Origin of the sequence: Bifidobacterium biavatii DSM 23969 (genome assembly GCF_000741165.1) — a bacterium.
In the GTDB taxonomy this organism is placed as follows: domain Bacteria; phylum Actinomycetota; class Actinomycetes; order Actinomycetales; family Bifidobacteriaceae; genus Bifidobacterium; species Bifidobacterium biavatii.
Genome location: NZ_JGYN01000012.1, coordinates 1 through 25,827 on the forward strand (window position 1 = coordinate 1; position 25,827 = coordinate 25,827).

Here is a 25,827-nt window from a genome sequence, read left to right on the forward strand (position 1 = left end):
CCTCTGGCGGTAGCCGGAATCCCCGCCCGTGGCACTCTTCTTACACGAAATCAACAGTATGCAGCTTTATCAGCTCTTCGCGTTGTGGTGTGTATGACATGTACGCCTGTTGTATCGGAATCGCGCTGTCACGCGATGCCGTGTTGTCGGCGGCAGCAATCGCTGCCGCACCCCGAACGGTTGCGACGCTCCCCAATGCTGGCGGTAGCTCTCGGCCCCCTCGGCTGAGGGGGCTCCCGGCGAAGCCGGGTGGGGGAGCGTCGCGGCGCTACGCGCCGCCAGCAAGCACAGCATCGCGCACAGCGCGATTCCACAATCAAGGCCGTGACAGTCGCAGCTTTCCCTCAGCCCGTTCCTTCTCGATTTGACCCTTCGCATTGTGGCGTCGTGTATGACACTGACGTGACTGTTGTGCCGGCATCGCACCGCCACCCGCGGCGCAGCATAGGCGCGACTGCTTATATACGGTGTGGCAGCCTGGGAAGAACTTCATCTCGGTATGTGGATGATGAAAGAGAGCTGTTTTGCAACCGTAATCACGACACGCCGTGGTTGAAAATTTATGAAAATGGCGGAATAACGCCATTGTTAGCGCGACCTTTTTTGCATCATGCCTCCGACTGCCACTTTCCCAGCTTGCCTAATGAAACCGTTCGCAGTATGGTAGGGGGCTAGGGAGATGCGGTAGACAGAACAGTGCCCTACGCAGGTGAGAGAGGCTGCCAGAAGCGGCGACGATCACCTGCAAACGTACGCTGTGCTGTTTGCCTGCTATTGACTGGGCAACGGATGAGGATGCGCCCGCAGTCGTCGCGCATTCGAGTCGGAACGACGAACGACCACACGGCCGAGGGCGGCACCCAAGCGATACGCCCGAAGGAGAGAGCGATGCTATCACTGACAACCCGTAAGCGGGGGGGGGGTATACGCTAACCGACTAGCGGCGTCTGCCCTCGCCGTCTCCATGATGTTCGGTACCGCTCTCGCCGGCATCATCACCTCTCCCATTGCCGCTTACGCCAGCGATGCCCGCGCTAATCAAAACGGTGTAGCTGGTCTGTGCACGCCTACCGTCGGTACGATGGGTGATTCCAGCAGCGATATCAACTCTTCTGATACTGGTGTCGCCACCTATGTCGGTGGTGACATGTTCATCGGCAAGCGCAGCAATAATCTGGCAAACAATAATGGTGCTACCGGTGGTGGTCCTGATGGTTCGTATGCGGCCGAGGCCGAAGGTGCAACCATAGTCAACGGCAACCTGTACTCGAAGTTGAAGAAGGGTTTCTTCAACATGGGCATGGTTGCATTCGGTTCGCAGTTCGTGCCGGAGCAGGGCACGCAGGTGCTTACGGTTGGAGGCAATTCCAACAGCACTATTCCGAGTGGTCACGCGTATGCGTGGAAGGACCCTGAAGCTCCGACGCCGGATAAGGATAAGGGCCGGTCTGTTGTTGGTCTTACCGATAACTACAAGATCAACAATGAGACTGGTGCCGAGTCGAATTACACGGCTTCCATTGCCGGTTCGGAAAGCCAGCTGTACGGTTATGACGGTCAAACTATATTCTCTGCCGTGACACCGTATTCCGGTACCAAAGATCACGTGAAGTGGAACCAGTCAGATACGCTGAAGAGCATTCACGGTTTGAAGAATGATGCCGGCGATAATGTCGACTCCTCTGATTTCTCTAATTACGGTCAGTACCTCAAGGATCTGTCCGCTCAGATGAAGAGCTACAAGGGCACCGACGAGATGAAGGTGACCGTCGCTGAGAACGATTTGACCACGGATGATGTCAACAACCCCGGCTCGAATTATGTGCGTTATAAGTACAACTACGGCAAGGGCAAGGAGACTTCCTACAAATTCACATTTGCAAACAACTCTCTCAAAGAGAAGCTGCTGGTGTTCCACGGTGACGGCAAGTCCGCGTTGCAGGTATTTAACGTGGATTCCAGCATGCTGGCTACAACCAGCGATCAGACTGGTATCAGCTACAAGTTCGAGAACATCCCCGAAAACACATCCATCGTCATCAATGTGACTGGTAGCAACAAGAACATCGATTTCCATAACGGATGGCGTTTTCTGTGGACTGACACGGACGGGAATACGGTTGACCTGTCTAATGGCTACTGGGACCCGTCGTATATTAACAGCACCGATCAAAAGCAGAAGACCGCATTTGAAACGTATGCGGAACGAGCTTCTAAGATCCTCTGGAACTTTGCTGATGCCGACAATGTCACCATTCGTGGCGGTAAGGCGTCCGGCAACGTGGAAGTGAAGAATTACGTCAACCATAACAATGCGTGGAACAATGCGGACGGCATCACCACTGATGATGACCCCGCTGCTGCGATGATGGGTTCCATCTTGGTACCGACCGGCAATTTCGAGTCACATGTGAGCACGAATGGCCGCGTATGGGTTGGCGGAGACTTCTCCATGTACAATCCGAGCAACACCAAGAATGGTGAAGGTAAGGCGTTCATCAACGACGGTGGTCAGAAGACTGCTTCTGTGATCGATATGGATCAGGAGCGTCACAATCTGCCGTGGTCGGGTAACTATACGTCGCAGTGCGCTGCGCTCGAGTGGACGAAGGTTGACGCTGCGGACACATCGAAGAAGCTCGCCGGTTCCAGCTGGGCGATCTACGCCACTGAGAATGATGCTAAGAACGGCACGAACCCCCTCAAGCTCGTCACCGACAACGAGCCGATCGTCGACCTCAACGGCGCGGACGGCATCATCAAGGTCGGCGGCCTGAACACGAACGCCACCTACTACGTCAAGGAGATCGGCGCCCCGCAGGACTACGAGCCGAGCGACACCATATATATGGTCAAGTCCGGCAAGGAAGGCACCACCGTCACTGTTGAATACGGTACGGATGCCAAGTTCAACACTGATGGCACTGTCTCAAACAATGCCAGTAAGGTTGCGCCCGACGGCAAGATCGGCAACGACAAGAAGGGCACGTCCCTGACGTGGAAGAAGACCAAGGAAGACGGCACGTCCCTGCTCGCCGGTTCGTCGTGGACGCTCACCAAAAAGGGTGAAAACGGCGGTGCCGACCAGTCATGGACCGTCAAGGACAACACGGTTCGCGCAAACGGCGTCAGCATCTACCGTACTTCGGATACGGCCAACCCGATCACCGAGCTGACGATGAACATGACCGAGACCGTCAACCTGACGACCAAGGTCACGCCGAGCACCGCCGTGCAGAAGGTCTACTGGAGCAGCCAGACCGAGAACTACAAGAACATCCTGCGCATCGACCTGAACGACGACGGCACGTCCACCGCGTACACGATCGGACCTGGCACGGTCAAGGCGACTGTCTGCACCGTGTCCGAGAAGAACGGCAACGGCAATAAAGTCGAGCCGGTCTGCGCGGATCTGACCGTCACCGTCTCCGCGAACGTTCCCGACGTCTCGACATTCAGCGTCAAGCACGGTAATACGGAACTGCCGAACGGCAGCAGCATCGATCTGATCAAGGACAGCACCGCGCAGCTGACCGTCACCGCAACAACCGCGGACGGTGCCGCCGTCACGCCAACGTACGCATCCAGCAATACGAGCGTCGCCACGATCGACGAAAACGGTAAGATCACCGCCGTCGCGGCTGGTACCGCGAGCATCACGGTAACCGCCGGCACGCAGTCGCGCGCGATCATCGTGAACGTGACCAACGAAGCCCCGGTGCAGTACACGTACATTTACTTCCCGTCGAGCGGCGAGGGCGCGTGGGGCGCGGATATCATGCGGGTGCATTACGGCACCGGCAGCAACTGGCAGGATTCCGAAAACATGACCGTCGCCACATGCGACGGCAACTGGAAGGTCGCCCGTATTCCGCGAGTGACCGCGAGCAATGTGGAATTCGGGTTCAAGCGTAACGGGGATGATAAAGCTTGGTACGGCAAGAATGGCGGCGGCAACTTCACGTTCCCGGCGAACGCTGAGGCCGTGACCGTGTCCGGCGGCAATATGACTGCCGGTTATCCGTCTAACTCGTCGTGTTCCCCGGTCAAGCCGATGTCGCTTGATCTGGACGAGGCTGATGTTGCGGATGGGCAGTCTGCGGATGTTGCTGACGAAGCGTCGTTGACTGACGCTGCCGAGTCTGCTGAGTCCGGCGAAACTGCCGCCGATGATGCTGATACGACTGATCGGTCCGCGGATACGGCGGATGATGCCGCGGATGCTGCGGCCGGTCAGTCCGATGCAGCAGCTGGTGCCGAGGATGCCGTGGCCGATGCGATTGCGGACGAAGAGCAGTCCGGTGAGACGGTCGAGCATAAGACGCGGGCTGTCGTGGACGCGCAGGCTGTGGCTGACACGTTGGATGATGTGGATTCCGACGCGGGCGAGTTCAAGGTCATCGATCTTGACCCCGGCACGTACTGGCTGACCGAGTCCGGTGCGCCTGACGGGTACACGGTGAATGCGAACGTGTACAAGATCACGATCGACAAGGACGAGAAAGGCGCTCTTCAGGTCAATTGGGAAGGCGGCTGGCCGAGCCTCGAAAAGGCGAATGCCAACCAGGACTTCAACAAGAACCTGAAGCCGGGTGATGGCAATGCCATTTCCGACAAGCCGACCGAGATCACTTGGTACAAGGTGAGTTCGGAGGATAAGAACCCAACCGCTGATACGTACCTGAAGGGTGCGCAGTGGAAGCTGACGTTTACTCCGCCGACTGGTTCGACTGGCACTAATACCACCGTGTACTGCGTGGTTGATGGTAAAGGTGATATCGCCCAGTCTGACAGCAAGCCGACTTGTACCGGTGAGAAGCTGTCTGATGTAAGCAAGACCGATCAATCCGGCAACGTGCAGAACGAGGCTGACGGCATCATCAAGCTGACCGGTCTCAAGTTCGGTTCGTACGAGCTGGTGGAGACGGTGGCGCCGGCTGGATATGACTTGTCGTCAGTGACGTACAAGTTCACGATCGGTTCGACGGCTGGTACGGTGCAGATTCATCGTCCTGTGACTTCGACGTCAGCAGTACAATCCGATGCCGACGTGTCTGGGAATGTGTCATTGTCCGATTTCGGTATCGTGCCGTTGAGTTCCGAGCAGGAAGAAGATGTCGAGGGCAACAAGATCCCGAACAACCCGGGTGTGGAGCTTCCCGCGACCGGCGGTGAGGGTACGTCCGTCTTCCTCCATTCCGGCCTGATCGCCGTTCTCGTGGCGACGTTCGGCTTGGCCCTGATGGCAAGGAGGCGTCGCTCATGAATCGTCTCTCCCCGAAGGGAGGTCCTCCATAACCTTCCCTGTCATTCGTTGAAGGAGCCCCGCTGTCGCGGCGCGGCCTCGCCTACGGCGAGACAGTGTTGCTAGCTCGCCTCCGGCGAGCAGCCGCCGCTCCCTCAATAGCTCAAGAATCCTCTCAAGCTGGCGGTAGCTCTCGGCCCCCTCGGCTGAGGGGGCTCCCGGCGGAGCCGGGTGGGGGAGCGTTCACCACTCCACGAACCCAGAAATCCTCCAAAAGCAACAGAACTAGGCGGGGAAACCTACGGGTGTTAAGGAACGCCCAATCTCCCGCCTCCTCACCAAGATTTTCATAACTTAACCCAATCCAAATCAAGGAAGATCACTCAAAGGAGTAATCATGAAGAAGTTAGGCAAGGCCGTTCTCGGCCTCGTGGCCGCCGTGGCGATGCTCGTCACCGGCCTCGTAGCCCCCACCACCGCTTTCGCGGCTGGATCGCATACGATCACTATCAAGAATGATGTAGCTGGTTATAGTTATACCGCTTATCAGGTGTTTGCCGGCACGTTGAGTGATGATGAGAAGACTCTGTCTAACATCACTTGGGGCGAAGGCGTCAAAGGCTCTGAGATTCTGACCGAGCTGAAAGGCATTAAGACTGACAGCGGTTCTGCCCTGATCGTGGTCAAGACTACGGGTGAGGGTGGCCAACAGCAGACTAACAAGGTTAACCCGTTTGCTGGTATCGCGGACGATGCGAATGCTGCGAAGAATGTGGCTGATGTGCTCGGCCAGAACAACACTAACAGGGATTTCGCTAAGGCCTTCGCTAAGATCGTCGCTAAGCACCTGACCGACGACGCTACTAAGAAGCATGTTGCGGAGGCGCAGATGGCAGGTGACAAGACCACTAGTTACAAGTTCTCTGGTCTCGCCGACGGCTACTACATCATCATGAACGACAGTGTTCCGTCCACTGATGATGCTGCTTACACTGAGTACATGCTCAAGGTCGTCAAGGATATTAAGGATCTTGAGCCGAAGAGCAAGGTGCCGGGGTTCACTAAGAAGGTTCAGGAGAAGAACGACTCCGCTGCTACTTCTACCACTGATCCGAAGAACCCGTCCGACTGGCAGGATGGCGCCGACTACGATATCGGTGACTCGGTTCCGTTCCAGCTGACTGCCACTCTGCCGGACGATGCAACTCGTTTTGCTGCTTACGATACCTATAAGCTCACTTTCCGTGATCAGCAGAGCGGGGGTCTGGACACCCCCAGCACCTTCACGGTCACGGTCGTTTCGAAGGACGGTCGGACGACTACCACGATCCCGCAGACTGGCAAGAAGACCAATGCTCAGGGTACCGTGGAGGATCACCCCAACTTTACGGTTCAGGCTCCGACTCAGGTTGAGACGCTGGATGGTGATACGTTCCGTATTGCTTTCACCGACGTTAAGGATCTCTATACCGCTCCTGAAGATGGTGCTGCTGGTACCAAGATCACTGTTGCTGCTGGTGACAAGATCGTCGTCGACTACAACTCCACGCTGAATTCTAAGGCTGTGATTGGTGAGCCGGGCAACCCGAACAAGGCTCGCCTCGAGTACTCCAACAATCCGAACGACGAGGGTGAGGGACACTCCCCGTGGGATGACGTCACCGTCTTCACCTTCGACCTCAACGCCAACAAGGTCGACAAGGATGGTCAGCCTCTGAAGGGTGCCGGCTTCCGCCTGGAAAAGTGGGTTGTTGACGAGAAGGCGAAGCAGGGTTCTTGGGTGACCGTGGGTGAGCAGGGTCCGTGGCAGAAGGCCGAAGCTAGTGACTCCGTTACCGCTGGAACTGCGGACCAGTGGGGTTACAAGCTCGTTAACGGTAAGAGGGTTGATGCCACTGAGGATGCCGACAAGCCGACTTCGTTCAAGTGGACTGGCGTTGATTCTGGTACCTACAAGCTTTCTGAGATCCAGACGCCGGATAGCACTTACAACAAGATTGACGACCAGTACTTCGCGGTCGAAGCCACTTATTCCACTAATCATGATCAGACGACTCCGGGTCCGACCACGGTGACATTCAAGTTCTATTCAGCCGATGCTTCTGGCGTGGTTGATAAGAGCAAGGAACTGAAGGATAGCTGGTCGGTGACGAATCGTAAGGAAACTGATCCCACCGACAACAAGGTTGAGCACACCTACAACACCGGTTTCTCCACGAACATCGTCAACGTCAAGGGTTCCGAGCTTCCTGAAACTGGTGGCATCGGCACGGTGATCCTCTACGCGCTTGGTGGTGCGTTCGTGGTGGCTGCTGGCCTGTGGTTTGGTCTGCGTCGTCGCTTCTCCAACCGCTGAATAGTGGGTTGATAGTCCTCATTCTGAGGATTTCCTAGGGTTCTTTGCTTCGCTTCGTTGTCGAGACGGAGCGAAGCAAAGAACCTCTTGTATCTTTGTGGGATCTCTGTGGGGAGACGATGTTGACTAACGCAAACAGTGGCCACGGTACTGATCGTGGTTGTGGCGTGAGAGCGCTGGGGGCGCGCTGGGTGACGAGTGTCCTTGCAGCGGTCTGCTCACTGGCTCTTTTCGTAACGGGTTTTGCTGTGGTGTTTCCTGTGTCTACCGCGTATGCGGAAGATACGGGGAGTATCACGGTGAATTATCAGGATGATGATGCTCCGGTTCCCGGTGCAAAAACTCACCTCTATCATGTGGCTGACTGGAACGATGCTAATAATGGGTTTACGCCGATGAGCCAGTTCAAGGAGTATTCCGTGGACTGGAACGTATACGGTACGGACTCCGAAACCTTCCGTCAGTTGGCTGAAACTCTTGCCGGGTACATTTCCCGCGACAACTTGAAGTCGCAGGCCGATCACATTACAGACTCTACCGGTCTTGCGGTGTTCAATGGTCTGTCGCGGGGATTGTATCTGGTGACGGTCGACGCGTACGACGGTGACTCGCTCACTTGCAAGCCGTCGGCTACGTTGGTTGTTCTTCCTTCGGACTCCGGCTCTATGGATGTGACGTTGCAACCGAAGACGGAGTGTTCTCCGCGGGAGACTCCGCCGCCTACTCCTCCTACCGAGAAGAAGGTGAAGAAGAAGGTCACGAAGGTGTGGAAGAACGATACGGAAGCGAATCGTCCTTCCAAGGTGATCGTCCAATTGCTGCAAGACGGCAAGGTCTATAAAGAGGCCGAGCTGAATGCGGATAACGATTGGACTTACGAGTGGTCTGATCTTCCCGCTGGTCACGAGTATCGGATCGTGGAGAAGACAGTCGCTGAGCATTACACGGTTCTGGTGGATCGTGAAACAGATGAGACGATCATCACGAATACGTACAATCCGCCGCCGAATCCTCCTAAAAAGAAGACTCCGCCGCCGAGTACGCCTCCGTCGAGGACTCCTCCTGCTGAGACTGGTTCGAATGTGACCACTGCCGCCGCTTGTGCGATCGGCTTGTCGGGTGCCGGTTTGGCTGTGCTCCGGGTGCGTCGCAAGCATAAGAGCAATAACTGAAGAGTGTGCTGATTCGAGTCTCAGGGTTTTTGACTCTGCGCTTCGCGCGTTGGAATCGTGCTTCGCACGATGCTGTTTGTTGGCGGCCTTACGGCCGCGACGCTCCCTCAGTTCGCATGCGGCGGCCAGCGTCCTGCAATTATGGACAGCCTTCGGCTGACTGTGTTGTTGGCTCGCTGTCGCTCGCTCCTCGCCTACAAACGCCTCTGGCGTTTGTTAATGGCTCGGTCCTCAGTCGAGGGAGTCGAGGCTACCGCCAGCTTCAGAAGGGTTTCTGGGGTTGGAGGTTGAGCTTCGATAACCGGAGTGGTTGTGGTGGCCTAGCAGGCCCCCTCGGCTGAGGGGGCTCCCGGCGAAGCCGGGTGGGGGAGCGTCTGCAGCGCGTTAGCGCTGCTAACAACACAGCATCACGCGGTAGCGTGATTCCATAACGCGAGCGATGCGAGCGTTTGCGGCCAACGGCCGCTGATAGCACTGCATCGCACGCAGTGCGATTCCAACGCGAAGCGCGAGGTTGCTGCTCGTATTGTCTGAATCAGTACAATGCAATGCTTCCCGCGGTGATGGTTGGGGATTGGTTTCTGGAATCGTGCGCCGGACACTGATCTTCGGCCAAACCGCGGGACTACTTCCTTCTCAAAAGGAAGTCCCGTTTCAGACATGGGTCTGAAAACGAACAATTAAAGACTTGATGGCATGAATGAGCATGAGGGCTCACATTCCTCACCTCTCTTCACCTCGTGAATCCTCGTGATCTCTCATCCATCCCATCGCCCGTATAACACAAAACAGACCTTCTCCGGCCGCTCGTTACTCCTATTCCGACGGCCGGAAAGGTCTTCCCTTGTATTTGGATCGAAATCAGGAGCCTGAGAAGAATATGTGGTGGTTTAAAAAGAAGTACAAGAAAACAGAAGATCTATATACAAAATACTTTCAGCCAATTATGGATAAAGATGTATCAAATTTTTCTCAGTCGTCAAATGATGATGGGAATTCGAGAAAAGTTTCGTGTGCTGTTAAGCTGAATAACAGCCGCCCTAAAATTTGTAGAAGAATGCTCGGCGTTGTTTTTGCGCTAGTTGGTTTGGCTATTACGATATGGGCCGCGCATGAGGGATTGCTTTTCGGTGGAGAACCCAAAGTAGATCCTGCCAGCATGTGTGTATTCCTGCTTGACTGTGTTGCTTTAATCTGTTTTGCTGCTTCGCTCATGTTGTTATTGTGGCGTTTGGTGCCATTGCGATATTTAATTATTCCTCTTCCGCTTAGTATGGGGGTTATTGCGGTTCTGGCGGCATTGCGTACGCGGAATTTGGATTGGGATAAAACCATTGTATATATGGGCCTGTGCTTCTTTGTAATCAAACTGGCTGCGGATTCCATTGTTGATCTGCTAAAGGTTCGCGATGCACATGCTAAGCAAGAGAAGGATGAGAGAAAACGGGCTGAAGGGATTGGTGCGGAGTTCCATGTTTCTGGTGGGATTGCGGCACCGTCCTCCAGTAATGTCGAGGTCAGTCTGACTGGGAAAATCGATAGCCAGACAGGTTCCGCTGGGACTCATGCGGTAACCTCGCACTCATCGTCTGCTAATAATTCTACGACCAAACCGGCTTCGGGCATTGCTCTTGATGGCGTTGGTGCCAATAATGCTGTGACCTCAGATGCTAACAGTGCGGCTGGTGTTACACATGTTCACATGTCCAACGCGGTCAATGATCATGATCTCAAGAGCGCGGTTGATTCCAAAGCGTTAGGAACGGAGGATATGTCATCGGTCTCGGCTTCCAGTCGCATTGGTACGGATATACCTCAAATCTTGCCTATAGATGGTAACGGAACAGGTAGTTCCTCTAAGAAACTCGCCGATGGTAATAGTCTCTTGCGTAAATTGACGACGCTCACTGCGGATGATGTCGATAAGGCGGTTTCGGTCGGATTACGCTTGGCTGTAGCGTGTTTCCTGCTGGTCATGGTTACTAATTATCCAGAAGTCGCTACTGATGTGGCTGCAGGACTTGAAAGTATTTTTAAAGGTTAATCCGTAGTACAGATGTTTATTCGTCGATCGGGATTGAATAGGAAGAATTATTCATCTATAAGGAATTTGGAGGTGAATACGGTGTCTCGTATTGGTTCGCAGATTATTATTCTTGGTAATGGTTTTGATAAGCAGTGCGGGGTGCCGTCAGCTTTTTCTGATTATTTTTTTGATCGTTTTAAAAGTTCTGAAAAATTTCTGTCGAATTTAGAGTCTAAGAAAAATTTTGATATTCATAGCTTGTGGAACGTTTTTCTAGCGTCGAATAAGGAGAATGGAAAAAATAACTGGAGTGATGTCGAGGGGACCATTCGGAAATGGATTTTATCATCAGAGGGCTTGGAGACGATATTTCAGGCATCTACAGAAAATGTGAAGCCCATTGCTCAACATTTGAAGCATCTTTTTGATGAATTACAGTTGTCGGATAAAGGCAAAAGTGGTTTTCCAAGTTTTCATCCTTGGCCTGATGCTTGTCAAGATGAGAAATCCTATGATGAAAGCGTAAGAGCATTTTGCAATGAATGGAGATTTGCTCTCCTAGATGAGCAGGATAAATTTGAAAAAGATTTTACCTCTTATATGAATAAATTCTTGAATGAGCATACGGAAAAGTATAATAAATCTGCTGATTATCTTTTTGAAAGAATAGTCAATGCTGGCGGATGTCATGAAGGATCATGCTTAGTGATTTCCTTTAATTACACTAGACCCATGTCGCCTGGTATTGACCGTTTGATAAATGAAGGAGATTGGTGCAATGTACATGGAGTACTGGATCAGGGTAATATCATTATCGGTATTGACTCTGATGGGCTTCTGGGTAGTACTAATCTTCAGTCAGATGATGTTATCCGTTTCACTAAAACTTACCGCCTGTTAACTCGTCAAATTCGGTTACATGATTATGCTCCATTTACCAAAGTTCTGGATAATGGACAAAATGTAACCGCTATCAAGTTCTATGGACACTCGTTAAGTATGTCCGATTACTCGTATTTTAAAATCATCTTCGACTGTGTCGATCTGGCTAACAGCAATGTGCAATTATTCTTCTGTCACCCAGATGAATCAAAGTGGTTCGGCTCTCTCCTATTTCCTGCAATCAGACTGATTGGTAGATATGGTGATGATCTATCCGACAAACGAAAAGGGAGTAACCTTCTCCAGTGGTTAATGCTTGAAAACAGAATTCATTTCACGCCAATCGATCTGGAAAATCAGCCGATAATTTCTACATCAAATGAGCAAGAACAAATTCCATCATGAGAATTTTCTGAGCGCAATCAACGTAAAGGGATACGATGACTAGTCAACACTATAAACGGCCGATTGACATCATTTCCGCGGTCATTTCCGCGTTTTTCGCTGTCGTTCTCGTGGTGGGTGTTGGTTTGTTGGCGTATCCGTCGGTGGCGGATTGGTGGAATCGTATGCACCAGTCGCGTGCGGTGGCCACGTACATTGAGCAGACGGAAGACCTGAGCAAGGCGAAGAAGCAGGAAATGTTGAAGGCTGCGCGTGAGTATAACGCGAAGTTGCCTTCGATTGCGGATCGTTGGCGTTTGACTGATGAGCAGAAGAAGGAGTACGAGTCGATTCTTGATGTGTCGGGTACCGGCATCATGGGCTACGTCACGATCCCGAAGTTGAAGGTGCGTTTCCCGGTGTATCACGGTACGGATGAGGGTGTGCTGCAGATCGCGATCGGCCACCTGGAAGGCAGCAGCCTGCCGGTTGGTGGTGCCACGACCCATGCCGTCGTGTCGGGTCATACTGGTTTGCCGAGTGCGAAGCTGCTGACTGGCTTGGATACTCTGGTGAAGGGTGATACGTTCGCGTTCCACGTGTTGGATGAAACCTACACGTATCAGGTTGACAAGATCAGTGTGGTCCTGCCCAACGAGTTGGACAATCTCAATATCGAGGATGGCAAGGATTATGCGACTGTCGTCACCTGCACCCCATACGGTGTAAACACGCACAGGCTTCTGGTGCGTGGTCATCGCATCCCGAATCCGAAGGTGCCTGATACTACCGACTATGACACTCCGGTGCGTACGTACACGACGGCAATCGTCTCGGTCGCGGCAACCGTATTCATCCTCGGCATCATCCTTGTCCGCTGGCTGGTTGCGCGGCGTCGCAGGCCACGTGGCGGGCATTCCACCGGGATGACCAATAAGGTGCAGGTGGCTTCTGGCGCTGATGGTGGTTCTTCCGGTGCTTCTGGTGGGGATGATTGGGAGTCGTTCTTTGAGGATGAGCGGTGATGAGTGGGGGAGTGGAATCGCGCTTTGCGCGATGCTGTGCTTGTTGGCGGCGCGTGGCGCCGCGACGCTCCCCCAGTCGACCTTCGGTCGACAGCCCCCTCAGCCGAGGGGGCCGAGGCTCCGCCAGCATCGTAGTGCGTTGAACACTTGCCACTGCGGCGGCTGGGCCGCCGCTGGCAACACAGCATCGCGTGGAAGCGCGATTCAATGCGGAGCGGCACCGCCGCGGAGCCAAATAACACAGCATCAGCCGAAGGCTGATTCCGAAACAGCTTAAACAGGAAACCCACTGGAGGGAGGCGAAGAATATGGTGTTGTATCGGTGGGATGATGACGGGGTGGAAGCGTTTCCCAGCTATCGCAAGGCGTTGAATTGGCTGCAGAAGCGGGGAGTGGAAACGGCGGAACTGGCAGGGCTGCGGGAAGCTGTATTCCAAGGCGGCGAATACTGCGGGTATCAATGGTCGCTGCACAAGCAGCGGCCCGCGGCCGGCGGCGACGATGACAATACAAGCATCGCCGGCAACAACGATGCATCATCGGCGCAAGCCAACAACACTGCGCAAGCCAAATCCCAACAATCGGCGGCGACATCATCGTCGCGCGGCAACACGATCGACAGCGTCGCCACAGCATCGGCATCGTCGCACAGCACCGACATCTCCGACGATGCAACGTCATCGGCGCAGGAAAGCAACACGCGCGGCGCGACGACAACCGCGTCGAACGCCACGCGCGAACGCCGACGTACCAAGCGCAACGGCACCATCGCACCATTCGACGGACGCAACCGACGCGAAGGAGCCGTCGAACAAGTCGACCCCATCACGCTCAAAACCATCGCAACATACAACAACACCATCATCGCCGCCGAAACCATGCACGTACTGCCCAAAATGATCCGCATCGCATGCCGACGCCAAATGCAATCCGCCGGCTACCTCTGGCGATGGGTCGGCGACACGCGCCCCCTCAGCACACCCCCGCGCATCGGCCACGGACGCGTCGTCTGCCGCACCGACCGGGACGGCAACGTGCTCGAAACCTACCCCTCGCTGCAAGCCGCAGCCGACTCCATCGGCACGCAATGGCGCATGACCATCATCCACGCGATCGAAAACAACCGGTCCGCCGGCGGCTACTGGTGGCGATACTTGGAATAGCGTTCAGTGCAGAAGGGGCGTCCACCGTATTGTGGTGAACGCCCCTTCTACAAATTGAATACAGGAGGAGTCCGGAAAGCCGTCTCCTACGGTTTGGGTTCTGTTAGGCGAAAGTCTTTGGCGCCCGCCTCGAATTGCTGCCCGACAGGTAACGCAACCCTACCCGCTATGGCACAGCATACCACCTCGCAGCGGGCCTCCGGGGTGAGCAAAGAGCTCCGTAGTATATTGGCATTGCACGCGAATTGGAAGGAGACGGCCATGACCATGACTGACAGCGGCACAAGGCCGATTCTGGCCTACACGCTGCCTGCAGATGGGGCTCCGCGTAATGCGACCGACGAAAAGTGGATCAAGCTGCGTAAAACGGGTCTGCGCATTCTCGCGAAGAAAACGGCAGAAGCACCTGTTTTTGCTTGGTCACGGGATGGCGTATCACAAGATTTCGCCATCGTGTGACTATGCGGTTTGCCTGCAAGTGGTCACTGGATGATAATCAACCATTGTTTTCCATCGCATGCCCTTCTTCCCTGTTCGTCAATCGGTCACTGGATGGTAATCAACGCCGTTGCACCATCCCGTGATCACAGGTCCCGTCACGCGACAGTAAAACCCGTCGATCTGCCATCGCATGACCCCAAGAAGCGGGCACGGGATGGCAGATCACCCATGAATGCCATCCTATGCCCGTCAGAACGCGAAAACTTGTGGAGTCATTGATATTCATCGACATATGAATTGCAAAGAATCTATTTTTCTGGCGAGGGGCGGAACCCCGTGAGGTTCCGCCGTAATACGCTGAGATATATTCAGCGTCCTCGCCGGAGGCTATACGCGAGAACTACGAGAGCGCCGATGATGATCAGCGTCGACCATGTGGGGTCGACCTTGTCGGCCAGAGCGGCCAACAATCCTGTCATCAGGCCCTCGCGGAATTCGCGATCGCCTGGGCGGTTTCCATTGGAATTGGATTCCATGAAAAACCTCCATATAAATTATGGCGTTCGGCCGGCTGGTCGGGCGCCACCTCCCCGAAGCCGCGCTAGCAGTATTCGGTTTGGTGTTGTTAAGTGTACTGGAGGTTCGTGGTGCGGTGGTATGCTGTGTCGTAGCGGGTAGGGTTGCGCTAGCTGTCGGGTAACAATTCGAGGCGGGCGCCAAAGACTTTCGCCTGACAGAACCCGAACCGTAGGAGACTCGCTTGGGCTCCTCCATATAAAATTAATGGTTTGCCCGGTGCGAAAGCACCGGGCAAACTGTTTCATGAGGGTTAGAGTCTTTAGTGACTCTCGTGACTCTTCTGTATTTTGATATGTATGGCACGCATGCCTGTGTTGTATCGGTATCGCGCTGTCGCGCGATGCTGTGCTTGTTGGCGGCGCGTAGCGCCGCGACGCTCCCCCAGTCACGCTGCGCGTGACAGCCCCCTCAGCCGAGGGGGCCGAGAGCTGCCGCCAACATTGGGGAGCGTTGCAACATTCGGGGTGCGGCAGCGGTTGCTGCCGCTGGAAATACGGCATCGCGCAACGCAGCGAGATTCCGATACTGCGGGCAGTCTGAACCCGGATCAGAGGGCGCCGAAGCCTACGGCGTGCTTGGTTTCCGAGCCGACGATCGCGTAGCCGAGCGCGTCGGCCGGCACGATGATGCGGCGGCCCTTGTCGTCCGTCAGTTCGATCGTCTGATGCTCGGCCACGGCCTTGCTGATCACCGCGTTCACCGTGTCGGCGTCCTGATCGGTGCTGAACGTGACGGTACGCGCCACATTGCGAATGCCCAGTTCGATATCCATGAATGCTCCTTACCTTTATATCCTGTATATCCACCTTTATGCCCGGTTAGCATCCGGTTGCCCCGGCTGCGTCCGGTTGTCCAATTGTCCAGTTGCACCCGGCCGCATCCGGCCGCGCCCAACCCGTATGCGTCCATTCTGCCAGCCGCTCGGCAAAACGGGTGGCTGGCATGCGAACGTTACGCTTTCGGCGTGGTTTCGCCGGTGTCGTCATCGTCGTAGTCCGCGGCGGTCCCCGCGGTCGGAGCGGTCTGATCCGCTGCCGGAGCGCCCTGATCCGCGGCCTGATCCGCGACCGTACCGGCAGCAGGGTTCGCAGCGGAAGCCGCCGGCTCGGAACCAGTCGGCGCAAACGAAACCGGCATGGTGACGCCGCTCGCCGGATTCACGGGAGCATCCGCCGGAGCCGCCGGATGCATGCCGGTGCGCGTCGCCAATCCCATCTGCGCGTCGCGCATGGCCCGCTCCTCCTGCTCGAGCAGCGGGATGAGAATGGTCTGCGCCGCCGAATCGGACTGCATCGTGAAGTCGGTCGAATCGGCCGCCGACGGGTATTCCGTGTAGTTCGTCTGCGCCGGATACTGCGCTTCCGGCACTTCCACTGGCTGCCCATCCGCCGCGTAAGACTGTCCCGACTGTCCCGCAGAAGCAGCGTACGCCGCCGGATACTGCGACGACGCCGTGTCGTCGGCCGGCTCAGCCTGCGTCGATGCGACCGGAGATTGAGCGGCAGGGGACTGTGCGACAGGGGACTGACTTGCGTAGGTTGCCGACGCGTCGGCCGGCTGCGCGTCGTTCGTCTCGTCGGACAGTTCGTCGGCGATGCTGTCCATCATCGCCTGCACTTCGGCGCGTGACACGATGATCGTCGGCGACGTCGACGGACGAGCGTCGGCAGCCGGCGTCGACGTGGGCGTGCGATCGGCAGTATCGTCGGCCGCGGCGACCACGTCGGACGATCCGGTGCGGTCCATGTCGCCGGTCGAATCGGGGTCCGTGCCTTCGCCGGCGTACGGCATGCCCTGCGCGAACGGTGCAGACTGTGCGGACGGTGCGAACGCGCGCGACGGAACCGTGGTCTGCGCGGTGTCGTCGCGCGCGTTCGACGATCCGGCATCCTGTCCGTTGCCTCCCGCCGCCTGCTGTGCGTCCTGCGCGGCCGCGCGACGACGCTCGCCCTCATGCCAGCAGCGTGCCGACGGTGATCGTCGACGGCGGCTTGGACTGTCCGTTGCCGTTCGCGGTCGGACGCGACGACACGGCGGCCGTCGCGGCCTTGGCACGCTGCGTGACGATGCCGAGCTGATGTGCCAGACGGTCGACCTGCGCCTTGAACTGCATGATCTTCACGTTGTCGGCGCGGTTGATCGCCTGAATGAAATCGCCCACCTGCTCCATTTGCAGCCACAGGTTCGCGCGCAGCATGATCAGATCGTCCAGCCGCGCGCCCATCATGCGGCCGTACGCGGCGAGCACGGCGTTGCGATGATCCTCGTCCAGCTTGGCGAAAATCCACGCCAGATCGCGCGCCGGATCGTTCACCTGCATGTTCTGCCAGTTCGTAACCGCCGTGATCGTCGACCCCGAATACAGCACGTCGCCGTCGGTGAACCCACCGTGCACGAAGCACGTGTTGAACGACCACAATCCCTCGGTTTCGAGGATGCGCGCCCAACTGTCCGTGATCTCCGGCGGAATGTGGCCCGCCGCCTTAAGCCGCCCGATCCACGCGGTCAACTGCGCGCGGATCTGCGACGTGACAAAAATCGGATAGCCGGCCGACTGCACGCTCGACGGGGCCAGACGGTGAATCGCGCCGATCGCCGTGCCGATCGCGGCACTGTCGTCGAACGTGAGCAAGTCAAGATTGCGCGCCTGACCGTCGCGATGCACGAGCACCATCACGGCAGTATCCCCGGTCGGACCATCCTTCTTCGCGCCCGGCTCAAACGCAAGCACCCGGTCCAGCGCAAACCCCAATCCACCAGGCTCGCGCGCCTCGGCCAGCGTGCGCGCCGCGCGCACCCGGCTCGCCAGACGCTTGCGGCCCGCCTCCGTGTCGGAAGCGAACACGTCGTACAGGCGGCCGGCCGCATCCTGCACCACGGCGTGATCGATGCCGGTCTCCTCGTCGGTCGCGCTGGTCTGGTCGTCGCCCCGCACTCCCGCGACGGCGATGTTGGGCATGGCGGCGGAGGTCAAAGCCGCCAGCATGAGCTTGCTACGTTCAGTCACAGTTCAACCCTAATACATGCGCCGCTCAAACCGTGTCGGAAAGCGGCCCGAAATGTCATTCTTCGACACGCCGGCATGCTACGGGCACGCCCGGGAGCACGCCCGCTTTCCCGCGCGGCTTTCCCACGCGGCTGGCACAATGGGCGCATGGCAACATCGGCAGCATCGGCGGAACACATCCTCGACGGACTCGACGAGGCGCAGCGGCGCGCGGCGACCACGCTGCACGGTCCCGTGCGCATCATCGCGGGCGCGGGCGCGGGCAAAACGCGCACCGTCACGCGCCGCATCGCCTACGCGTGCGCGCGCGGCGAATGGGATCCGGCCGGCGTGCTCGCCGTCACGTTCTCCGTCAAGGCCGCCGCCGAAATGCGTACGCGTATCGCCGGACTCGGCGTCGGCGACACGGTGACCGCCGCCACGTTCCACTCCGCCGCGCTGCGGCAAGTGCGCAACGCGTGGGAGGACATCTGCGACGCGCCCATGCCGCGCATCGCAGGCGAACCCGGCGAACTGCAGCGCATCGTCGCACAGGCCATGCAGCGCAGCCAGGACGGCATCGAAGCGGACAGTCTCGCCGTGCGTGACGTGCAGGCCGAAATCAACTGGTGCAAAATCTCGCTCGTCGCACCCGACGACTACCTGCGCGTCACCGCCGCTACGCACCGCCAGCCGCCAGCCGGACTCAGCCCGCAGCAGTTCGCCGACGCGTACGACTGCTACGAGCAGGAAAAAACCTCGCACGGACTCATCGACTTCGACGACATCCTGCTCATCGACTGCCACATCCTCGACGACTTCGACGAGATCGCCGCCGACATTCGCCGCAACCTGCGCTGGATCACCGTCGACGAATACCAGGACGTCTCGCCCCTGCAGCACCGGCTGCTCACGCTGTGGCTGGGGGAGCGCAACCGCAACATCTGCGTCGTCGGCGACCCCGCGCAGACCATCTACTCGTTTGCCGGCGCCAGCAGCTACGACCTGCTCGCCTTCCCCGACCAGTTCGGCCCGCTCGCCGCCGACGTGAGCCTCAATACTGACTACCGGTCCACGCCGCAGGTCGTGCGATACGCGAACCAGGTGCTCGCCAAATCGCCCGACCGCACGGATTATCTCAAGCTCGTCTCCGCGCGCGAGCCGGGAGCGCGTATCGAACGCACGCGATACGTGAGCGACGAGGACGAGGCGAAGGGCGTGGTCTCGCGCATCATGCGGCTCGTCGCGCGCGGCGTCTCGCCGTCCGACTGTGCGATCCTGACCCGCATCAACGCGCAGCAGAACGTGTTCTGCACGGCGTTGCGCGAAGCCGGACTGCGGTATCGCGTGCGCCGCGACTCGGGTTGGGAGGGCACCGCGCTCGTCGACGAACACGCCGTGGAACGGCAGATGCTGGTCGATGCGATGCAGGCGCGTGCGGATGAGTCGCGTGTGGGTGAGGTGCGTGTGACTGAGGCGCGTGCGGGCGATTCTGCGGACGGGATGCGCGAGGCTTCGCGTGCGGATGATGCTGCGGCTGTGCGGGGTGCCGGAGCTGCGGCCGGTGCCGGCGTGGCTGGTGTTGATGCGGCGAATGCCGCGCATGATGATGCCCCGACCGCCGATGGGAAAACCGGGAAAACCGCGACCGGTGAAGACCGTGCGGCGGCCGCGCGCCTCGCCGCGAAAACGGGAGCGGTGACGATTTCGACGATTCACGCATCGAAGGGCCTGGAATTCAAGCACGTGTTCCTGATCGGCTGTTCGGAAGGCCTGATCCCGTTCGGCTCGCCGAACGCCGGCGACGAATTGGAGGAGGAGCGCCGGCTCATGTACGTGGCCGTCACGCGAGCCGAAGACACGCTCCACCTCTCCTACGCCGTCACCAAAAACGGCGACGTCGGCTCCCGCCCCCGCGTCCCCAGCCGTTTCGTGGCCTAGTGGACGGCCGTGGAGCTGCGGAATCGCGCGCACGATCTCTCGGCTTGCCGGGTTGTGGGCATAGACCGTCCATTTACCCGGTCGTTCATGGGAACGTGGGCATAAACCAACCATGAAGAGGTGATTATTGGCCTGTACATGGTCGGTCTATGCCCACGATCGTCTATGTGTACCGCCTATGCCCACGAATCGGGGCCCATGATGTACCGTTTATGCCCACGATCGTCTGCATGTACCGTCTATGCCCACGAATTGGGGCTCACGATGTACTGTTTATGCCCACGATCGCAGGGAGACAGCGTCAGCATGCGCGGAACTGGTCGCTTGGCGATCACTCGGCGGTGGGTGAATCCGGCGAATCGGATGAATCGTCCGAATCGTCTGGGTCGTTGCCGGCATCCTCTTCGAGGAGTTTGCTGAGTTCGGCGTCCCAGTCGATGCCGCCGGAGGGTGTGCCGGACTGTCCGGCCCCGAAAGTGGGGGAGTCGGTGCCTGCCGGGTGAGCGGAACCGTCGCCAGTCGGGTTATCGCCGTTTGGTGTGACCGGCGCGGTCGGGGAATCAGAACCGTTGGCGGCGGTGCCGGTAACGGTCGGATCGCCCGCGGTCGAACCGGTTGAGGCCGAACCGGTTGCGGGCGCGGCGGCGGTGTCGTCCGGCAGGGCCGGCAGCAGATCCGGGTGCGACCACTTCGCGTCGCGCGCCTCCGGACCTTCCGCCGCGCCAAGCTTCTCCCACACGGCCGCGGCCTCGCGCATCCGCTTCGGGCGCAACTCCAGTCCAAGCAGCGACTCGAACGTGCGCTCTGCCGGACCGCCGATCGCACGCTCGCGGCGCATCATCTCACGCAACTGTTCGATATGCGGAATATGGGCCATGCCGGCGCGCCACGTCACGCAATCGACCCAGCCTTCGACCAGCGCGAGCATCGTCTCGAGCGAGGCGAGCGCTTCCTTCTGCTCCGGCGTATCCGCGATGCCGACCTTCGTCAGGTTCACCGCGCCGGAGATCGCCTCCGGGTCCATCGCGGTCGCCTCGCGCAGCTGCTCCTCCATCGCGTCCAGGTCAATGTCCACGCCGCGCGCGTACTTGCCGATCAGCGCCTCGAACCGCGGCATCAGCCACGGCACGGACGCGAACAGGCGCGCGTGCGCCATCTCGCGCAGCGCAAGGAACGACATCACCTCGTCGGATGGAATGTCGAGCGCCTTCGCGTACTCCTCGACGTTTTGCGCGATCAGGCCGCCCGCCGGATTCGACAGCAGCGCGATGCCCTGATCGAAACTGCCGTGCACCTCGTGCGAAAGCTTGCCGGCCGCCTGGCCGAGCTGCATCGCGAACGACGTGTTGCCCAGCAGCTTGATCAGCTGCGCCGGATCCTTCATGCCGTCCGGGATCGGAATCGGCACCGGACCGGCGAACATGCCCGAAATCTCACCGTTGAACGCGTCACCGAGACGCTCCGAAATCACCGAGGCGAGCGCGTTGTTCATCGACTCAGCCACGGGCGCGGCGAACTTCGCCCACGCGTCGATCGTGCCCTCGACCCAGCCGGCGCGCGTCAGTACCTGCGGCTCGCCGGCGGCCGGATTCATCTCGCATGCCGTGTCCAGCCACAGGTTCGCCTCGCTCATCGCACGGCGTGCCGCCTCGCCGGTCACGGCGCTCACCGTCGCCTGCGAACCTTCGCCGTTCGCCTGCTGCAGCGCGATCGAACGCGCCAGTTTCACGTTGATCGGCCCGGCCGCGACCGTCTGCTGCATGTCGCTGACCGAATTGAGCCCGCCCGCGGTGAACGCCTGCATGAGCGACTGCACTTCGGCCGGCTTCGGCAGCTTGCTTGGATCCTGGCTCATCAGCTGCTCGCGGATCGGTTCGGGCAGATTCTCGAGCTGCTTGTAGGCCATCTCGCCCTGGATCGGGCCGAAGCATTCGATCAGCCACTGGTGGATTGCGTTGTCGTCCATAGTCCGTTCCCTGCCTCATGTGTTAACGTCGGTTGGTTCCATAGTATGGGAGGTATGCCGATAATGCACCAGAAACGCCAGTCTCAAGCCGAAGGCATATTCGACGCCGATGCTGCGCAGGCCGAGCCGGACGGCGTCCCTGACGCGACGGAATCGGACGCCGCCGATATGAGTGACGATGCGCGTGACGGCGCGGCCGCGTCTTCGTCTTCGTCCCCGTCATCCCGGCATGGCCTGCTGCGGCGCATCGCCGGCGTGCCCGGCGCGATCGGCGCATGGCTGGAACCGTACCGCGGACTCAACCCCAAGTACTTCACCGGCATGGTCGCCGTGCTGCTGTCCGTGATCGTCATGTGCCTGCCGAGCGCGTACGCGGTCGAAAGTCCCGGCCCGACCGCCGACGTGCTCGGCAAAACCGGCGGCAAGCAGGTCATCGCCGTCACTGGCGCCAAGACGCATCAGGACAAGGGCAAGCTGCTGCTCGTCACGGTCAACGCGTCCGGCGTGCCCGGATATCCCGTCACGAACGCGCAGACGTTGTACGCGTGGATCGACCCGCACCAGACCGTGATGCCGCAGGAGGCGGTCGTGCCGGTCGGCCAGACCGCGGAAGAATACAAGAAGGAAAGCAGCAAGGAAATGAGCTCGTCGCAGGACACGGCCACCGCGGCCGCGCTCGCGTACGCGAAAAAACTCGGCGTGGACACGGACGGCGTGAAGGTGACCATGCACGTCGACGACATCGGCGGCCCGTCGGCCGGCATGATGTACGCGCTCGGCCTGATCGACAAGCTCACGCCCGACAACGAGACCGGCGGCAAGACGATCGCCGGTACCGGTACGATGTCGAAGAACGGCAAGGTCGGCGCGATCGGCGGCATTCGGCTGAAAATGCTCGGCGCGAAACGCGACGGCGCGACATGGTTCCTCGCCCCCGAATCGAATTGCAGCGAGGTCGTCGGCCACGTGCCGTCTGGCCTGCGCGACGTGAAGGTCGCAACGCTCGACGAGGCATACCGGGCGCTGGTGGCGATCGGCAAGGGCGAGGGGGAGACGCTGGCGCACTGCACGGCCAAGTGACGTTGTGCCTCCGGGCGTGCTGATATTTCAATACGCGCGATGCGCGCGATGCATGCGATGCGTACTATGCGTGGGGAGCTGGAGTCGACGATGCGACGCGGTCGGGATCAGTCGGACGTTGCGTTCCGCGACGCGCCGTGAACCGTTAACGTTCCTGTTCGCCGCTTGTTGGTATTGTGTGATGCGTGAATCAAACGGCATCTGCTAACGCTGAAGAATTCGGGTTCCACAAGGGCGACCTCGTCCAGGAGTGGCTGTGGGATGACGACGTGGACGATTCCGTCCGCGCCGAAATCGAAGGGTTGACCGGCGAGGAACTGGTCGACGAGGACTATGATTCCGACGTCGACGGCGTGATCATCTGGTGGCGCGACGGCGACGACGAGGACGAGCTGTCCGACGTGATCGTGGACGCGTACGCGGTGCTCGGCGACGACGGCCCGCTGTGGGTCCTCACCCCGAAGCCGGGTCGTCCGGGCGCGGCAAACTCCAGCACCGTGCAGTCCGCCGCCAAGACCGCCGGCATGAACGCCGCGACGCCGCTCACCGTCAGCAAGGACTGGAACGGCATCCAGCTGCGCGCCTTCGGCAAGGGCCGCTGAGCCGCACATCACGTCATACGCAACCGTACAAGGCCGCTGGAACGCTCCGGCGGCCTTTTGCATATGCTCGTCATGGTCGTTTGCGTGACATTGCCACCAACAGATCGATTGAACTGGGGACAATGTCACGCAAAATGGCTGTGCGGCGTGACATTGAGGATAGTATGCCGATTGAACCGGGGGTAATGTCACTCCAGTGAGACCCCATCGGAATGGAATGCAGATCGGGCGCGGCGCTCAAGGCGGCCATAAGCGTCGAGATGGTTTCAAGACGGGATTCGGGGGAATATGAATATGGTGGTCAAATTGTGTTCAAAAATGGGGCAATAGGCGTTCAGAACAAAGAAACCGACGGGATTCCGCCGGTTTTCGAGAGTGGGCGATGAGGGATTCGAACCCCCGACATCCACCGTGTAAAGGTGGCGCTCTAACCAACTGAGCTAATCGCCCGCAACTGAGAGCACACTACACGCCCGCTTCGACGTCACCGAGGAACGGACAGGGAAGCATGCGGACGGGCGCCCCGATTTTTGGCGGCGGCAGGCCGAGCACAGCGAATCGTGCCGGCGCGTCGCACCGCGTTTCGGCCCGGTTGCGCAGATGTCGCCGCAGGCGTCGCGGCAAGCGGCGTCGCAAGCGCAACGTACAGTAAAGCCGTATGCAACTATCCGTAGGAGGTCGATATCGATGGCGCAGGAACCTGATGCCGGACGAAGCGGGGCGTTGATCGCGCGCGCGGGAAAGCGGAAGCTCGGCTACGATACCGGTCAGGTAGACGCGTTTTTGGACCGTGCGCACGCCCTGTACGACAGCGACGAGTCGGCGCTGACGCAGCGCGACATCCAGAACGTCTCCTTTGATCTGGCGAAGGGCGGTTACGACATCGCGCAGGTCGACGCCGCACTGTCCCGTCTCGAACGCGCGGTCGTGGACCGCCAGACGGCTACGCAGATCGCCGATCAGGGCCGCGTCGCATGGCGTGCGCAAACCGAGGACCTGTACCGTCAGATCGCGAGCCACGCTTCGCGCGCGCACCGGGAACGCTTCCAGGACGGACAGAAGAAGACCCCGTCCTACGATCGCAAGCAGGTGGACCGCCTGATCGACAACATCGTCGACAAGGCCGCAGCCGAACTTGCGGTGGACGGTGCGAACGCGCAGGACGCGGACAAGTTTAAGAACGTCACGTCCGCGTCGGTCAGCGCCGCGATCTTCACGCAGCGCAAGGGCAAAGCCGGCTACGACGAACGTCAGGTCGACTATTTCCTCAATGCGTGCGTGCAGCTGCTGAGCCGGCTTGAATCGTTTGCGCGCGTCGCCGATCTCGACCGAGACGATGCCGCCGTGCAGCCCGCCGCACGTCCCGCACAGGGCGTTTCCCCGCTGATCCCGGAGTCCGACGCGCCGCGACCGGCCGCCGATGAGAACGCGGATCACGGCAAGACCGAAGCCGAATCGTTTGACGCATTGCACAAGGCCGAGCAGGCGATTTTCGCGCCGGCGCCAGTGTCGCCGGTCGTGCCGGCCGCTGCAGCCACGGCGGCGACCGCTACTGCCGCTCCGACCGTCGCTGCTCCGACCGTTGCCGTGCCGGTTCCGGCCGCTCCGATCGCTTCCGTCACGCCGACAACTCCGTCGGTCGCACAAACCGCGTCCGTGTCGTCCGCTCCGGCCCCCGCGCCGATTGCTCCCGTTCCGTCGGCCGCGTCCGCTGCGGCCGTTGCGCCCGTTGCAGCTGAACCTGCGACGCCGTCTGCCGCAACGTCGACTCCCGTGCCCGAACCGTCGTCCGTACCGGCCGATTCGTCGCTGGCCCAACTCGCGCACATCGCCGAAGTGTCGCAGGAGCGGGCCGCGCAGACCGCGCCTACTGCGTTCCGTCCGAGCCTGCCGGCGCTCGACTTGCCGAGCGTGCCGGACGTGCACGTGATGGCCGCTGCCGCTGAGGCGACCGCACCGACCGTTCCGGTTGCGCCCGC

At 59.1% G+C, this 25,827-nt stretch carries 15 protein-coding genes, 1 tRNA gene and 1 pseudogene; 12 read left to right on the forward strand and 5 right to left on the reverse strand.

Annotated features, from left to right (window positions below; all coding sequences use genetic code 11):
* Nucleotides 1-1,081: 1,081 nt before the first annotated feature.
* The 8 genes from BBIA_RS05265 to BBIA_RS05290 all read left to right on the forward strand — a co-directional run bounded on the left by BBIA_RS05265 (nucleotide 1,082) and on the right by BBIA_RS05290 (nucleotide 14,712).
* Nucleotides 1,082-5,266 carry a SpaA isopeptide-forming pilin-related protein gene (locus BBIA_RS05265; RefSeq protein ID WP_160268206.1) on the forward strand — a complete coding sequence of 1,395 codons (4,185 nt, stop codon included), beginning with the start codon at nucleotides 1,082-1,084 and terminating at the stop codon, nucleotides 5,264-5,266.
* A gap of 376 nt (nucleotides 5,267-5,642) precedes the next feature.
* On the forward strand, nucleotides 5,643-7,601 hold the full coding sequence (locus tag BBIA_RS05270; protein WP_035138105.1) for an isopeptide-forming domain-containing fimbrial protein: 1,959 nt from the start codon (nucleotides 5,643-5,645) through the stop codon (nucleotides 7,599-7,601).
* A gap of 119 nt (nucleotides 7,602-7,720) precedes the next feature.
* Complete coding sequence (locus BBIA_RS05275) at nucleotides 7,721-8,773, forward strand: Cna B-type domain-containing protein (RefSeq protein WP_156103672.1); 1,053 nt, start codon at nucleotides 7,721-7,723, stop codon at nucleotides 8,771-8,773.
* Nucleotides 8,774-9,653: 880 nt separating this feature from the next.
* The gene (locus tag BBIA_RS14165) at nucleotides 9,654-10,817 is read left to right on the forward strand and encodes a hypothetical protein (protein ID WP_152600500.1); all 1,164 of its coding nucleotides are present in this window, start codon (nucleotides 9,654-9,656) and stop codon (nucleotides 10,815-10,817) included.
* A 72-nt stretch (nucleotides 10,818-10,889) separates the two neighbouring features.
* Nucleotides 10,890-12,086, forward strand: coding sequence for an AbiH family protein (locus BBIA_RS13765; protein WP_160268220.1), 1,197 nt, complete (start codon nucleotides 10,890-10,892; stop codon nucleotides 12,084-12,086).
* Nucleotides 12,087-12,121: 35 nt separating this feature from the next.
* On the forward strand, nucleotides 12,122-13,090 hold the full coding sequence (locus tag BBIA_RS05280) for a class C sortase (protein ID WP_081892062.1): 969 nt from the start codon (nucleotides 12,122-12,124) through the stop codon (nucleotides 13,088-13,090).
* Between the two features lie 308 nt (nucleotides 13,091-13,398).
* A complete protein-coding gene (locus BBIA_RS05285) occupies nucleotides 13,399-14,253 on the forward strand; it encodes a hypothetical protein (protein ID WP_033493105.1) in 855 nt (284 codons plus the stop codon).
* Between the two features lie 261 nt (nucleotides 14,254-14,514).
* The gene (locus tag BBIA_RS05290) at nucleotides 14,515-14,712 is read left to right on the forward strand and encodes a hypothetical protein (protein WP_033493107.1); all 198 of its coding nucleotides are present in this window, start codon (nucleotides 14,515-14,517) and stop codon (nucleotides 14,710-14,712) included.
* Nucleotides 14,713-15,062: 350 nt separating this feature from the next.
* Here the strand turns inward: BBIA_RS05290 and BBIA_RS14525 are convergent, their stop codons facing one another.
* The 3 genes and pseudogenes from BBIA_RS14525 to BBIA_RS14840 form a co-directional block, all read right to left on the reverse strand.
* A complete protein-coding gene (locus tag BBIA_RS14525; protein WP_162834998.1) occupies nucleotides 15,063-15,230 on the reverse strand; it encodes a hypothetical protein in 168 nt (55 codons plus the stop codon).
* Nucleotides 15,231-15,820: 590 nt separating this feature from the next.
* Nucleotides 15,821-16,045, reverse strand: coding sequence for a DUF3107 domain-containing protein (locus tag BBIA_RS05295; RefSeq protein ID WP_033493109.1), 225 nt, complete (start codon nucleotides 16,043-16,045; stop codon nucleotides 15,821-15,823).
* Nucleotides 16,046-16,899: 854 nt separating this feature from the next.
* Nucleotides 16,900-18,259, reverse strand: a pseudogene (locus BBIA_RS14840) (phosphotransferase); the annotation flags it as partial.
* 168 nt (nucleotides 18,260-18,427) lie between these two features.
* On the opposite strand from BBIA_RS14840, the gene BBIA_RS05305 reads away from it, so the two are divergent.
* On the forward strand, nucleotides 18,428-20,200 hold the full coding sequence (locus tag BBIA_RS05305) for an ATP-dependent helicase (protein WP_033493111.1): 1,773 nt from the start codon (nucleotides 18,428-18,430) through the stop codon (nucleotides 20,198-20,200).
* A 331-nt stretch (nucleotides 20,201-20,531) separates the two neighbouring features.
* Here the strand turns inward: BBIA_RS05305 and BBIA_RS05310 are convergent, their stop codons facing one another.
* Nucleotides 20,532-22,166, reverse strand: coding sequence for a zinc-dependent metalloprotease (locus BBIA_RS05310; RefSeq protein WP_033493113.1), 1,635 nt, complete (start codon nucleotides 22,164-22,166; stop codon nucleotides 20,532-20,534).
* Nucleotides 22,167-22,334: 168 nt separating this feature from the next.
* On the opposite strand from BBIA_RS05310, the gene BBIA_RS05315 reads away from it, so the two are divergent.
* Nucleotides 22,335-23,246, forward strand: coding sequence for a S16 family serine protease (locus BBIA_RS05315; RefSeq protein WP_081892064.1), 912 nt, complete (start codon nucleotides 22,335-22,337; stop codon nucleotides 23,244-23,246).
* 185 nt (nucleotides 23,247-23,431) lie between these two features.
* Nucleotides 23,432-23,848: a DUF3052 domain-containing protein gene (locus BBIA_RS05320; protein ID WP_035138108.1), complete on the forward strand. Its 417-nt coding sequence runs from the start codon at nucleotides 23,432-23,434 to the stop codon at nucleotides 23,846-23,848.
* A gap of 376 nt (nucleotides 23,849-24,224) precedes the next feature.
* Here the strand turns inward: BBIA_RS05320 and BBIA_RS05325 are convergent.
* Nucleotides 24,225-24,298: transfer RNA gene (locus tag BBIA_RS05325), tRNA-Val, on the reverse strand.
* 237 nt (nucleotides 24,299-24,535) lie between these two features.
* Here BBIA_RS05325 and BBIA_RS05330 point away from each other — a divergent pair.
* The coding region (locus BBIA_RS05330) for a DivIVA domain-containing protein (RefSeq protein WP_035138109.1) at nucleotides 24,536-25,827 on the forward strand (1,292 nt) is incomplete at its 3' end.

Coding starts and splice junctions, on each gene's coding strand:
- BBIA_RS05305 (WP_033493111.1), top strand. CDS start 18,428: ATGGCAACATCGGCAGCATCGGCGGAACACATCCTCGACGGACTCGAC.
- BBIA_RS05315 (WP_081892064.1), top strand. CDS start 22,335: ATGAGTGACGATGCGCGTGACGGCGCGGCCGCGTCTTCGTCTTCGTCC.
- BBIA_RS05285 (WP_033493105.1), top strand. CDS start 13,399: ATGGTGTTGTATCGGTGGGATGATGACGGGGTGGAAGCGTTTCCCAGC.
- BBIA_RS05280 (WP_081892062.1), top strand. CDS start 12,122: ATGACTAGTCAACACTATAAACGGCCGATTGACATCATTTCCGCGGTC.
- BBIA_RS05265 (WP_160268206.1), top strand. CDS start 1,082: ATGGGTGATTCCAGCAGCGATATCAACTCTTCTGATACTGGTGTCGCC.
- BBIA_RS05270 (WP_035138105.1), top strand. CDS start 5,643: ATGAAGAAGTTAGGCAAGGCCGTTCTCGGCCTCGTGGCCGCCGTGGCG.
- BBIA_RS05275 (WP_156103672.1), top strand. CDS start 7,721: ATGTTGACTAACGCAAACAGTGGCCACGGTACTGATCGTGGTTGTGGC.
- BBIA_RS14525 (WP_162834998.1), bottom strand. CDS start 15,230: ATGGAATCCAATTCCAATGGAAACCGCCCAGGCGATCGCGAATTCCGC.
- BBIA_RS05290 (WP_033493107.1), top strand. CDS start 14,515: ATGACCATGACTGACAGCGGCACAAGGCCGATTCTGGCCTACACGCTG.
- BBIA_RS05310 (WP_033493113.1), bottom strand. CDS start 22,166: ATGGACGACAACGCAATCCACCAGTGGCTGATCGAATGCTTCGGCCCG.
- BBIA_RS14165 (WP_152600500.1), top strand. CDS start 9,654: ATGTGGTGGTTTAAAAAGAAGTACAAGAAAACAGAAGATCTATATACA.
- BBIA_RS05295 (WP_033493109.1), bottom strand. CDS start 16,045: ATGGATATCGAACTGGGCATTCGCAATGTGGCGCGTACCGTCACGTTC.